The sequence below is a fragment of the Acidobacteriota bacterium genome (assembly GCA_040754075.1).
Classification (GTDB): domain Bacteria; phylum Acidobacteriota; class Blastocatellia; order UBA7656; family UBA7656; genus JBFMDH01.
The window spans coordinates 22,190-34,713 of sequence record JBFMDH010000044.1; the positions used below are offsets into that span (position 1 = coordinate 22,190).

Consider the following 12,524-nt stretch of genomic DNA (forward strand, 5'->3'; position numbering starts at 1 on the left):
GCGATCACAATTCGGAAAGACATTCAAATATTAAAAAGTATTTCGGAAATTGGTTGCGACAAAATGGAATTGTCGTTGGCATCTATCTTCTGGCAACCATATTGACCGATGCATTTTTCATGGGCGACACCATCGATTATGCCTATTCGGCGATAACCGGAATCGAATTCTGGGAATTCGGACATCTGCTGTGGCGACCGATGGGATGGGCGCTCTTCCAAATTTTTCATCCCGTAACGGAAAAGTTAGTTGGGGCAAATCCCCGAACCGAAATCACTTTGTTATTCATCGTCGTGAATTGGCTTGCGGGTCTTACCGGCGTCTTGCTGCTGCGGGCGTTTCTGTACCGCTTTATCAAGCAAACCTGGGTCATCAATTTGACGACGATTGCCTTTATTTTTTCTCAGGCGTTTTTGAATTACTCGCAAAGCGGCAGTTCATATGTTCCGGGACTCACGATGCTGATACTCGGGTTTTATTTAATGACCGCAGATTATCCCGATTATGGTTGGCAACCGGCGCTGGGCGCGGGCGTGGCGCTTGCGCTGGCGTTTTGTTTCTGGGGTATTTATTTGTGGGGAATCCCGGCTGCTTTGCTTTCACCACTCATTCTTTTTGAATTCAATAAACGAACGCTGCGTTTCGTTTTAATCGCCGCAGTGAGCTGTGCATTGGCTACGGCATTGATTTATTTGAGCGTTCTCTGGCATCTTGGCATCACCAATGTCGAAGGCGCAAAAAACTGGGTGAGCGCGTCATCACAGTTGATGAAGGTCACCAGCCTTTCGCGTGTGGCGTTCGGCATTCCGCGTTCCCTCATCAATCTCGGCAACGATGGCATTTTATTCAAACGATTTTTATTGAAAGACCCGTTTAACCCGGTAAGCGTTAGCGACCTGTTTTTTCACAGCCTCTGGAAATTATTGTTTTTTTATGGAGCGATTTTTTTGGTCGTCATTACTTTAATTCGCTCGAGAACCGGCAGGCGGGTATTGGCTTTACTGGCAATCAATACGCTCACGATTGGGGCGTTTGCGATGTTTGTGGATGGCTCGGCGGTTGAACGATACTTTCCGCTTTACCCTACCCTGTTTCTTGCCATTGGTTTCGCGCTTGCAACCGAACAGCTCAAACGTCCGGTGAAATTTTTCATTCTTGGCTTTGTTATTTTTATGATTGCGGTGAATTATGGCGCGATGGCGAACTGGCAGTTGAATGCCAGACAGGATGCGGCGGCAAAACGCCTCAGCCCATTATTAAAAGACTCGTCAACCCCGCCGTTGATCTTCACGGTTAATCAACAGGATGAGTTGGTCAATTTCAGCCGCAGTTTTCCATTTCACTCATTGAACCAATCGGCGAATCTAAATGTTCGTCCGTTGCTTTTCATCAACATGACACAGGTTGACCGGTGGCGCGAAGAATTTGCTGAAGGGGCGTTGGAAACCTGGAAGCAAAACGGTGAAGCCTGGATTTCGATGCGGGCGCTTCAAGAGCAACCGGTGAGTGAATGGAACTGGGTTGAAGGCGAAGATAAACGCATTGATTGGCGCGCTATTCCGAAATTTATTTCACAGTTTGAACTCGGGCAAACGGCGGGCGGCGATGATGGTTTCATCAAGCTGGAAAATTCAACCGCGAACCAGGCAAAGTTACAGTCTTTCATCCCTTCAAAATCTGAGAAACCGGAAATCGGGTTGCTGCCCTCGCAATGATGGAAACCCATAATCGGTTTTGAAGGCGTTAATGTCAGGCGCAAAATTGTGGGCATCCTTTTAAAGAAATCCCGGCATTCCGCTTGCCGAATCGCTTTTGGGTTGTGATAGATTTGTTGGGGTTTATTTATGAGCACAACTCGAATTTCAAAAATCGCCATTGTCATTTTCTTTAGTTTACTTTTACTCACACCGCAATCGTTTGCCCAACAAAAACCTGAACAGGATTATCTGGTTTATGTGGTATGCGAATCGGCAGACAAAATCGTGCAAATCCGTTTTGGTCCCAAAGGCATCAAGATTGAAAAAGAGATTCCGACAGGAATGATGTTTCCCGATATAGATGGGCCACACGGTATCGTCGTGTCACCCGATAAACAGTTCTATTACGTTTCCATCGGGCACGGCAGACCTTTTGGTTCGGTTTGGAAATATTCCACCAAAGATGATTCGGTAATTAAACGCATCACGCTTGGTTATTTTCCCGCGACTATGGATATTTCACCCAACGGCAATTTTCTTTATGTCGTCAACTTCAACCTGCATGGCGACATGGTTCCCTCTTCGGTTTCAATCGTTGCTACCGAACCCATGTTGGAAATTAGCCGACTTACGACCTGCACCATGCCGCATGGTTCGCGCATCAATCCGCAAGGCGATAAACAATATTCAGCCTGCATGATGGACGATATGCTGGTTGAAATTGATATGAACAAATTCACCGTATCACGCCATTTTATGCTCACCAAAGGGAAAGAGATGGGAATGAGCGGCGCGCCCGCCGGGATGGGAACGGGTCAACATAAACACGATTCGAGCGGGCATGGTTCGGAACCGCCCAAGCCGGGTGACGTCGGTTGTTTGCCGACCTGGGCACAACCCTCTGCGGATGGCAAATTCGTTTACGTCGCCTGCAACAAGAGCAGCGAAGTTGTCGAAGTCGATGCCGCGACCTGGAAAGTCACCAGACGATTGCCGGTACGCGATGGCGTTTATAATCTGGCAGTAACCAAAGACAATCGTTTAATCACGACCAATAAACGCGACCAGTCGGTATCGATTGTCGATTTGAAAACCGGCAAAGAACTGGCGCGCATCCCTACGAAACGTAAAGTCGTTCATGGCGCAGTTGTAACCCCGGACAATCGTTATGCGTTTATCACGGTTGAAGGCATTGGCGCGGAACCCGGCACCGTCGAGGTGATTGATTTGGAAGCATTGAAAAATGTAGCGACCATTGATGTGCCCGAACAAGCTGCCGGAATTGATTTTTACAAAACCGAACCGGTGCGTTAAAAATGTCGTTTCTCCTGAAATTCATATTCGAGAAAAAATTTATGTTGAAAAACTGTAATCAAAATTCATCAGTCTCACGAATTCTTTCAATGCTGCGTTTGAAGCAATTATTTTGGTTGATAACGGGTGTGGTGCTCATTTCATTTTTAAGCGCCTGTAAAGAAAATCCGCCGCCAACCGGAAATCCAACCGCCTCACAACCTCCGGTAACCACGCCAACCCCAACCCCACCTGCTCCGCAACCGAATAGCCAACCAACACAGCCGTCACCTGTAGGCGCGCCGATTACAATGGAAGTCGCCAAAGCCGTGATGGTGACGGTTGAGTTGGATTTTGGCAAAAGCAAGTTGCCAACGATTGCCGAAGCCTTAAAGCAGATTGAACGGCAATACAAACCCGATGATGGCGCGGGGCGCACCTTTGCGATATTGGATGCTTATGGTGAACCGACACCGGATGGCAAGCTGTTGCATATGCAGATGCACGTGAGCAGCGAAAAACCCGGCAAAGGCAAATTGATATTCAAACGCACGGGCGAAGTTTTATGGGATGCCACGATAACCCCTATGTCAACGCCGATGCCGCAAAAAACTTTGCGGGTGTTGATGTCGCCATCTTACACCATCGATGTTTCAAAAGCCGATAAAGTGCCGATTCTCGAATCGCCGGTGTTTGGGCAAAACAAGTTGGTGAAAGATATGTGGGAAGATGGCGGCGAACGTGAAATCACCTTTATTTTCAGCGCCTGTGGCTGTCCTGTGAAATCGATGGTGAAACGGGTTGGCAATAAAACTCAGCGGTCAACCGATATGCCCGTGATGTTCCCGGACGACCCCGAAGCTTATCAGGTGATTGCGAAATTAATGGGCTGGTCATAACGTATTGGAATGATAAGTAAAAAATATCAGGAGGTTTCTAAACAACTGAAAATTTTTGAGGTCGTTGCAAATCATCCGAAATCAAGTCAGATTTCATGAGATAAATTTATTCTCCTCCACCGCTTTTTGCCTATACGTCTCATAAGTGGAATTACGTCGGATTCAAACATAGGTGATGTTATCCGCACTCTAACGCCTCAACGCCGATTTCACGCCACACCTTGGCTTACAAAAAAATATTCTTTAACCAGTTGCCTTTTTGCAGAATTTTCTTCTCACCTGGCGCCCAAAGAAATAACCGGGATACTTTCGAGTATCGGTGACCAGTTTTATCGCATAATTAATAACTGAAGCCATTCTAAATTCAGTTAAGCATTTTTTTACAGACCCTGATTTTGCTGTTCAAAGAGCGCCATAGGTTTCCTCCTCACCTGACGGCAGCGTAGAGCTTACTGTGGCTTGTGCTCGCGGTGCATAGGTTAGACCGATTAATATTTTTGGAGGCAATAATGACTGACCCTCTCCCAGCCGATATTTATTGGCTGGTTATTGAAGCTTATGAAACAGGATGCACGGTTCATGCAAATCTCGAATTAACTCGTGAAAATTTCACCTCACGAGTTATGGCAAGGCGGCTTTGATTCAAATCAACAAGTTCAAGCTGCCGCTTCTATTGCAACAATGAAAACCCCTGTTGCTTATATGAAAACAGCATGACCCTGCCAACTCGTAAGGCGAAACCCGACGCAAACGGGTTGCGAATTGACTTAACGCTTGGCGTTTTGCGTCACCTGTCCTGCCATCACCAGTTCGCGAATCTTTTCCGTCACCGGAGTGGCAGCCAAACCATAGTTCGACATCACCGCTGCCGTGTAACCGTTGTTCAAAAACATATCCAGATTCGAGCTGATGCCCGGGAACCCGCCGCCGTGCCCGGCGATGGAAAGCTCTTTATCGATCTGAAACCCATAGCCGTACTCGGGGGAGTTGAGTTCCGGTTTTGCCGAGAGCAGCGTCTTTACCATCTCCTGCCCGACCAGTTTGCCCGAACGCAATGCCACGTCGAATTTAAATAAATCATCAACTGTGGAGTAGCCGCCGCCGGCGGGGCCGCCGCGCATCACATGTTGGAAGATGTTATTGGAAAAGTGGATGCCGTCGTCGGCGTACGCTTTTTCATAGCCGACCGCGAGGTTCGTGTTCACTTTGTCGAGTTCGTAACAGTCCGAGTTGGTCATTCCGGCAGGTTTGTAAATGTTTTCGCGGATGTAATCGAAATAGCTCTGCCCGGTGACTTTTTCGATGACCTTGCCGAGCACGAGCATCCCGGTGTTGCTGTATGCCCACCGGCTGCCGGGTTCAAACTGTAACTTCTCACCCTCGGCGAGCTTCATCATGTCGTCAACGGTTCGGTAATTTTCCCGCGACGATTCAAAGAATTTTTGGTTGAAATAGCTGCCCAATCCCGCCGTGTGCGAGAGCAGCTGTTTGATCTTGATCTTCTGCGCCGACTCTTTATCGGGGTAGTCGGGGAGGAATTTAGCGAGCGGGTCATCGAAAGAGAGTTTGCCGCGTTCGACCAATTGGGCGATGGCGACCGAGGTGAACATTTTGTTCATCGAGCCGAGGTTGAATTTGGTGTCAATGCGGTTGGGGACGTTGAAATCTTTATTGGCGACGCCATAGACCTTGCGGAAAAACGGCTTGCCGTCTTTGGCGACCAACACGGTTCCAGAGAAGAGATCATTGGCGGCGAGTTTTTGCAGGTAGGCGTCGAGTTCTTTGGCGATCTCTTCATTCGACAGTTTTTTAGTCAGCCGAGTGTTTTCCGGGCCGATCGGCTTACCGAAGCCAAATGCGGAGATGCGGTTCGGGGCTTCAGGCTCGACACGTGCGATGATGACCGTCCAGCCGGGTAATCGGTTTTTAAAATAGACCCTCACCTCATTCGACTTCTGTTCCTTGATACTGTGGAAATCCAATCCGCGCGACCAGTCATAACGCTGCGAAATGAAGTCCAGGATTCGATCCATACGCCCTTGTAAATAAGACGGCGCGAAATTTTCCGTAACATATTTCTTTGCCTCGACGCGATTGCCGGCGCTGATGACGCGCGCCAGTTCGAGTGCCCGGCGCAGGGCGGGGCTGTCGGGGGACGGGGTCTGCGCCGCTTGCCCCATCGCCAGCGACGGCAAAAGGGATAGTGAAATCAGTAACGACCCGATTTTTGATGAAAATCGTTTCATGGTAAAACTCCTTTGTCGGTTAAGTACGGCGATTAAGTTTCCAGCTAATTTTATGCTCACGGCGAAGGGATTAGCGCCTGTTTTAATTATTTGTTTGATGGATTATTATGATACCCGCTATTCACATCATGAATTTAAGAACTCTGGATTTAAATTTCCTGCTGGTTTTCAAGGCACTGATGGATGAGCGCAACGTCACGCGCGCCAGCCAACCGAAAGAGGGTTCTATAGCTTTAAGAAAATGATTTCTTGAGAAATCGGATTGTAAAGTCAAAGCCTAAGGCAAAAGCCGAATAATGCCAGAATCTTTTGGCGCATTGGCAAATTTCACCAGCGCCTGCTCGACCTTTTCTTTCAACGATTCAAAGGCGGAGAGTAATGCAGGTGGGTTTCTGGCTCTTTGATTTTCTTCCACAGTCTCTCTATCGGGTTGAAGTCCGGCGAGTAACTCGACAACTGATACACCGTCAGGCGGTCAGCGTGTTGAGCAAAAAATTCCTGCATCGCCTTCGAGGTGTGATAGCGTGCCCCATCTTGAATCAAGACGATGAGTCGGTCACTTTGCGCCAACACCTGAGTCAGGAATTGTTGATAACTGGCTGAGGTCAAGCGCGCTTTAGCTAATCGTAATTTCATTGACGACGCGACGCGCGCCTTTAACTGTAGCGGCAATTTTTAATGAAATTATTGATGTATGACAACCCATCATCTTGTTCAAAAAGGATGTATAAAAAACAACCACGACGGTTTTTCATCCATCGCCAAAAGAAAAGAGCAAGGTCTGTGCCAATTGCCAGACCTTGCTCTTTGTTCAAGCAAGGAAAAATTAAATCGAATCTTTAATCAGGGCGTGGTTGTCGAGCCTTTAAATTTTGGTTTTCCTAATTTGGTAATCCAGATGCCGGTGTTGACATCGTTGAAGAAAACCATGTCTTTGTAAGGTTGCGCGCCCCAGCAAAATGCCTGATTAGGATGGAAGCCATCAAGCGCCCCTGTATAAACTTTGGCAATCTCGCGTCCTTGACGATAGAGGTCGCCGCGAAGTTCTCCCGATACATCTACAACGCGACCGCCGCCGCCATAATAACCCATGTACATAATGTCATCTTTCACCCACATATTGTGTGAACCCCATTCGGGCACCGCGTACTCTGCAACTTTTCGCGGTTTGGTAATGTCGGACACATCGATGATGTGAACAATGCCGCGCGCCGGGAAACGCTCTTTACTCTCGAATAAATTGCCTGCAATCGGGAATACTTCATCGCCAAGAAAGACATAGTTTTTGTAACGATAGACCGCGTGGGTTCCGGCTATCCACCCATCGCCATAAAGTTCCGAATGGTTGAAACGATACTGACTGACGAGTTGCGGATTTTCCGGTGAACCGCCTTTGATGCCTTTGCCAACATCCAAAATCACCAACCCATCACGCCAGTATGCGAGATATGCCAAACCATCAACCACCTGAACATCGTGCAGGTAACGACCGGCAAGCCCTGCGCCGCCTTCAGCATCAACCGGTTTAATAACCGAATTCACTTGCCAGCGCGCGACCTCTTTGGGATTCTTCACATCTTTGAAATCAATCACCCGCATCGAACCCGTCGCATCATCGGTTAGATAAACATAGTGACCATCAACAAAGGCGCTATGCACGCCGCCGGAAACAGTTTCCGTGTATTCGCTGATTTTTTTCGGGTGCGCCGGGTCAGAGGTATCGAAAAAGACGATGCCGTTTTTGCGATTGGATGCGCCTTCGCGTGACATCACGGCGATTTTGAAATCGGCAGTAGTGCTGATGTCATTAGTAATTCGCGCATCGACTTCGATGCTGTCTGTGAGTTTCGGTTTCGTCGGGTCGGAAATATCATAGACCAGCAGTTTATTGGTGATGGTTGAAAGGTAGGCGTAGTTGCCGAAAATCCATTGTTCGGCAGCCATAAAATCTTTCACCGGGGCGCGACCGACGACTTCGATTTCGCGTTCGGCATTGCGCGGCACAACGACCACTGAAGCCGTTTCTACCTTATTGCCGCTGATTGCGGTGATGATGTAAGTGCCGGGCGTTTCGGCTACGAATGCGCCATCGGCTTCAATCATCGCGCCATTGCCGCTCACCGCCCAGCGCACCGAAGGATTGGCAACCGCAGCGCCTTTCACATCTCTGGCGTTGACTTTGAATCGCACCACGTCGCCGGTGCGCACGTTGATGGATTGCGGTTCGACCGCAAGTTTTTGCACAGGGTTGGCAACCACATCAATATTGATTTCACCGGCACTGGTGTCGGTGCTGGCGGTGAGTTTGGTTTTGCCGGGTTTAATGGCGGTGATGACACCTGCGCCATCGACCGTGGCAATTGCCGGATTGCTGGATGCCCATTTGAAGGTCACGTCGCTACGCGGATCGCCATTTGCGGTGCGCGCTGTGGCGTGGAGTTTGGCATTGCTGCCGACGGTTAAAGGCACAGTGAGTGATTCGATTTCAATTTTGGTCACGCGACCGGGTTTGGCGCGAACTTTCGCATAACCGATCTGTCCACCAATGACTGCGCCGACGGTAACTTCGCCGGAGGTAAAGAAAGTGACATTGCCGTCTTTATCTGCGCCAGCGACATCCGATGGTAGGGCGAACCAGAACAGGGCTTTATCGGTGACCCCCTTTCCCGATTCATCTTTGCCAACGGCGGAAAATTTAATCTGCTGTCCGACTTCATATTCGGTGTTGTTCGGAGTCACTTCAACTTTTTTAACCTTGCTTTGCTGGGCGAAGGCAAAGCCGGATAGGTTAAAAATCAATAGTGAAAACAAGGTGATAGTAGAAAACAATTTTCTTTGCATAACTCTCTCCAAATGGGCTGGTGTGTTCCGAGCCATTCTATGGGGTAATGCCTGAGCCGCGCAAATCATTTGCGGTTACTCGGGAGTGCTCGCTTTTTGTAAATCAACTCTACGCAAATATTTTCTTTAGGGTTTCTCAAATATTTTTATCTGAGCCTTGCTACATCGCTTCCTGTTCTGTATTTTTCCCGTGCTTCACCCGAAAAGACTTGATGCATAGCTGAGTCTATCAGGCTCAGTAAAGTTTGTCTGTAAACAAAAATGGAGGAAATTTAAATGGGTATTTTGGCTTTGCTGTGCCAACTAGGCTCACTCGTTTGTTTAATCATGGTTGTTGTGAAAATGTTTCAAACCGAGGGGCCAATCAAGGCGATTCTTGGATTTATCTGTGGCATTTATGGATTCATCTGGGGATGGATGAATTCGGATAAGGTCGGAAAGAATTTGATGCTGGCATGGACAGCGTTGATTATTCTGGCGATTGTCTTCGGCGTGCTCAGTGGTGGATTCAGCTACAGTTACAGCGTTGGCAATGTGAATTGAGACTCCCCGAATCCAAATTCTACTTGTGAACGAAGAGATGCAGGAACAAAGCAACAACATCCTTCCTGCATCTCTTTAATTTCTTTTAGCTCAATAACGATAAATCACAGGTTCCGAGCGGCGGTCTTTGCTGCGGTTGTAAACCGTAATGCTCAAATCCACTCCACCGGGAACCGTTGAGGTTGTTTGTCCTTTGGCTAACAGATAAGTCGTCGTGCCGTTGGGCAGGAAAAATTCCGCAGGGTATTTCATCTTCGCCACCGCTACGCCATTCACTTCAATCACCGCATCACCGGGAATAAAATTTTCGCCTTCGACAATCAATTTACCCGCGCCCGGTTTGAACTTCACAAAGGTAATGCGCGGCGGTTGGTCAGTAGATTCAAGCGCCGCGATGGCTTTTCGTAAATCTGGACGGGGTCCAATCACTTTATTGCCGGTTTGCAAGGTTCCGGTTGACCTGAACAATGAACGCATCTGCTGCGAGGTGAGCGGTTGCAGACCGCGTTGTTTGATGATGCTTTGTAAAACCGCTGCAGCACCGGCAACCATCGCGCTTGCCCCCGAAGTGCCGCCGAATTTCGAGGTATAAAAATTATTTTCTCCATCACTATTTTGCAAATCGCCAAACCCGCAGGTGACAATGCCGCGTCCCCAACCCTGCACATCGACACGCGAACCGTAATTCGATTCATCGGTCGCCGAGAGATTGGTTCCGCGCGCAAAAAAATTCACAGGCGGAAATCCTGCGCCGACCAGTATCGCACCGGAATCGCGATTGCGATTGAATAAATTGTTATAGATTGGGTCATCGAGATTTTCCGCGCCATTGCCCGCCGGTTCAATCACCACAATACCACGGTCGGTGGCGTCTTTAATCGCAGTATAAACATCCTGTTCATATTCGATGGGCAAAAGCCCTGTACCGGTTTGCGGATTCAGCCTTGGCCCTTTGGCGGACTGGTCTTCGATTAACAGGATGTCACCGGCTTGCAGAGCGCGAGCCGCCTGATTGATGGCAGCGGCGATTTGCGAGACCGAGCCTTGTTGCGGTAAGGGATTAATCAATCCGATATGGGCGCGAGGGGCAATGCCGGTTACGCCTATGCCATCATCTGCGGCAATGAGTTCACCGAGCACGGCTGCGCCGTGGTCTTTTGTGAGTTCGGGATGCGGGTCAAACCCTTCGACAAAAAGCAGCGGATTTGCAGTGGGCGTAACCAAATCGTTATGCCGAAGATTCCAATTGACCTCTATATCAATGATGCCGACGTTTTCAGCTTTTCCACCGGCAAGCGTCCACGCATAACGTACATCCATGCCGTCCGGCGCGGCATCGAGATAGCCTTGTAACAGTTCAAAATTTGCCTCACTTTGCGATGCCCTCACCGCCGGGATTGGAAGTGGAAGCGCGGTGGCGGTGATAAAAATGAAGAGTAAAAAAACAGTGAAGATGAAACGATACAAAGCGAAACCTCGAATGGATGATTGGAAACGGGAGCGTTGCACTGGTGATTTTAGGCTTTTGCAAATTTTAACGTCAAGCAAACCCAGCGAATGAATCTTGCAAATAACTTCGTGAACTTTCAAAATCGGCGCGTCGTACATCGAGGCGTAGCGGTCAAAGCAAGTGTGCTACCAGCCACAATTCACAGCACACCGCTCAGGAAAATAAGGAGTTTTAAAGTCATGTTCAATTTGCTTCTCACAATTATCATCATCGTTTTGGATGTCATCGCTATCAGCAATGTGCTGAAATCGCGTCACGATAATTTCACCAAAGCGGTGTTAATTGTTCTTATACTATTTTTCCCGTTTATTGGCGCGGGCGTCTATTTGTTGGTCTTCCGCGATAAGGGATATTGATTCGCTAAATCGTCAGGAGAGCAAATTCGCCAAGCGGGTTATTAAATATTTTTGGCGAATTTGGCGTCCTGACGATTCAGGATTAATTTGAACTTAAAAATTCATTAAGTTCATCAAGGGTTGGCAAACCGGTTCGCGCGCCGATTTTTCGACACTTCAATGCCGCCACCGCGTGCGCCGTTCTTAACGTCTCTTCCACAGAAAATCCCTGCAACAATCCATAAATGAATCCGGCGTGGAAAGCATCGCCCGCGCCTGTGGTATCCACTGCCTGAATTGCGAATGCCGGAACGTGCAGATATTCATTTTGGAAATAAGCCAGTATGCCTTGTGCGCCGAGGGTTGCTGCGACAAACATCGAACCCATTGTTTCATGCAAAATTTTCAAAGCGGTTCGCAAATCTTTTTCGCCGGTCAGGCGTTCGGGAAATGAACTTGAAGAGATTAAAAAATCAATCAGCGGTAACAAGCGTTCCGCGCCGTCATAAATATTATCGATGTCGATGATTGTTGGAATGCCTGCGGCGCGCGCGTACTCGGCGGCTCGGATTGACGCCTCGACATTGTGACCGTCAAGTAACAGCGCCCGCCCCGATTGAATAACCTCTTGGGAAACTTCATCCGGGTCAATCAGGAGTTTGTCATCGCGATTCCAGAGAATGGTGCGCTCACCGCTTTGCTGGTCAACGATGATGAAAGCAATCTGAGTTTCGGCGTCTTCAACCATTTTCACGCACGACGATTCAACATTCTCTTCAACCAGTGAGAGCAATTGAAAACGCCCTTCGGCATCGTCGCCGACTTTGCCTATGTAACGGGTTTTAAGCCCCAGGCGCGCAAGCGCCACCATCGCCGAGGCGCATTGCCCACCTGCCAGTAAATCGTGTGAGAGCAATTTTATTTTGGTGTTAAAAGCCGGATAGTGCGGCGCGAGGATAATGTGGTCAACGGCATTTAGACCGAGCGCAATCGCATCATAGGGTTTGTTCGCGGGAAGCGTAATTCCAAAGTTCATAGTAGGCAGTAGGCAGTAGGCAGTAGGCAGAAATGCCCAATTTTGAAAGGATTTTCATTGAAGTTAGTAGAGCAGTTAAAAATATACGGGCTTGCTGCCTACTGCCTACCGCCTACTGCTTACT

Annotated in this window: 11 protein-coding genes; 6 read left to right on the forward strand and 5 right to left on the reverse strand. The window is 48.5% G+C overall.

The features are described from left to right. Positions 1–53 precede the first annotated feature (53 nt). From AB1757_28905 to AB1757_28915, 3 genes are all read left to right on the forward strand, one after another. Positions 54–1,715, forward strand: coding sequence for a hypothetical protein (locus AB1757_28905; GenBank protein ID MEW6131085.1), 1,662 nt, complete (start codon positions 54–56; stop codon positions 1,713–1,715). A gap of 129 nt (positions 1,716–1,844) precedes the next feature. Next, a complete protein-coding gene (locus tag AB1757_28910) occupies positions 1,845–3,011 on the forward strand; it encodes a beta-propeller fold lactonase family protein (protein ID MEW6131086.1) in 1,167 nt (388 codons plus the stop codon). Positions 3,012–3,109: 98 nt separating this feature from the next. Beyond that, a complete protein-coding gene (locus AB1757_28915; protein MEW6131087.1) occupies positions 3,110–3,889 on the forward strand; it encodes a hypothetical protein in 780 nt (259 codons plus the stop codon). A gap of 767 nt (positions 3,890–4,656) precedes the next feature. Here the strand turns inward: AB1757_28915 and AB1757_28920 are convergent. Further along, complete coding sequence (locus AB1757_28920) at positions 4,657–6,135, reverse strand: serine hydrolase domain-containing protein (protein MEW6131088.1); 1,479 nt, start codon at positions 6,133–6,135, stop codon at positions 4,657–4,659. 107 nt (positions 6,136–6,242) lie between these two features. Here AB1757_28920 and AB1757_28925 point away from each other — a divergent pair, with 107 nt between their 5' ends. Next, the gene (locus AB1757_28925) at positions 6,243–6,380 is read left to right on the forward strand and encodes a hypothetical protein (protein MEW6131089.1); all 138 of its coding nucleotides are present in this window, start codon (positions 6,243–6,245) and stop codon (positions 6,378–6,380) included. A 109-nt stretch (positions 6,381–6,489) separates the two neighbouring features. Here AB1757_28925 and AB1757_28930 read toward each other — a convergent pair whose 3' ends face one another. Both AB1757_28930 and AB1757_28935 read right to left on the reverse strand, forming a co-directional pair. Continuing rightward, positions 6,490–6,771 (reverse strand): transposase, encoded by a 282-nt coding sequence (locus AB1757_28930; protein ID MEW6131090.1) that lies wholly within the window; start codon positions 6,769–6,771, stop codon positions 6,490–6,492. Positions 6,772–6,978: 207 nt separating this feature from the next. Next, positions 6,979–8,976, reverse strand: a complete 1,998-nt coding sequence (locus AB1757_28935) for an Ig-like domain-containing protein (protein ID MEW6131091.1) — start codon at positions 8,974–8,976, stop codon at positions 6,979–6,981. A gap of 342 nt (positions 8,977–9,318) precedes the next feature. On the opposite strand from AB1757_28935, the gene AB1757_28940 reads away from it, so the two are divergent. Further along, positions 9,319–9,519, forward strand: coding sequence for a hypothetical protein (locus AB1757_28940; GenBank protein MEW6131092.1), 201 nt, complete (start codon positions 9,319–9,321; stop codon positions 9,517–9,519). A 90-nt stretch (positions 9,520–9,609) separates the two neighbouring features. Here AB1757_28940 and AB1757_28945 read toward each other — a convergent pair whose 3' ends face one another. Further along, on the reverse strand, positions 9,610–10,986 hold the full coding sequence (locus tag AB1757_28945) for a S8 family serine peptidase (GenBank protein ID MEW6131093.1): 1,377 nt from the start codon (positions 10,984–10,986) through the stop codon (positions 9,610–9,612). Between the two features lie 222 nt (positions 10,987–11,208). Here AB1757_28945 and AB1757_28950 point away from each other — a divergent pair, with 222 nt between their 5' ends. Continuing rightward, positions 11,209–11,385, forward strand: coding sequence for a PLDc N-terminal domain-containing protein (locus AB1757_28950; protein MEW6131094.1), 177 nt, complete (start codon positions 11,209–11,211; stop codon positions 11,383–11,385). Positions 11,386–11,467: 82 nt separating this feature from the next. On the opposite strand, the gene AB1757_28955 is transcribed toward AB1757_28950, so the two are convergent. Further along, on the reverse strand, positions 11,468–12,400 hold the full coding sequence (locus AB1757_28955) for a PfkB family carbohydrate kinase (protein ID MEW6131095.1): 933 nt from the start codon (positions 12,398–12,400) through the stop codon (positions 11,468–11,470). Positions 12,401–12,524: the final 124 nt, after the last annotated feature.

Excerpts from the sequence above, each read along its gene's own strand:
- AB1757_28920 (MEW6131088.1), bottom strand. The coding sequence starts at position 6,135 with ATGAAACGATTTTCATCAAAAATCGGGTCGTTACTGATTTCACTATCC.
- AB1757_28925 (MEW6131089.1), top strand. The coding sequence starts at position 6,243 with ATGATACCCGCTATTCACATCATGAATTTAAGAACTCTGGATTTAAAT.
- AB1757_28955 (MEW6131095.1), bottom strand. The coding sequence starts at position 12,400 with ATGAACTTTGGAATTACGCTTCCCGCGAACAAACCCTATGATGCGATT.
- AB1757_28940 (MEW6131092.1), top strand. The coding sequence starts at position 9,319 with ATGTTTCAAACCGAGGGGCCAATCAAGGCGATTCTTGGATTTATCTGT.
- AB1757_28930 (MEW6131090.1), bottom strand. The coding sequence starts at position 6,771 with ATGAAATTACGATTAGCTAAAGCGCGCTTGACCTCAGCCAGTTATCAA.
- AB1757_28950 (MEW6131094.1), top strand. The coding sequence starts at position 11,209 with ATGTTCAATTTGCTTCTCACAATTATCATCATCGTTTTGGATGTCATC.
- AB1757_28935 (MEW6131091.1), bottom strand. The coding sequence starts at position 8,976 with ATGCAAAGAAAATTGTTTTCTACTATCACCTTGTTTTCACTATTGATT.
- AB1757_28910 (MEW6131086.1), top strand. The coding sequence starts at position 1,845 with ATGAGCACAACTCGAATTTCAAAAATCGCCATTGTCATTTTCTTTAGT.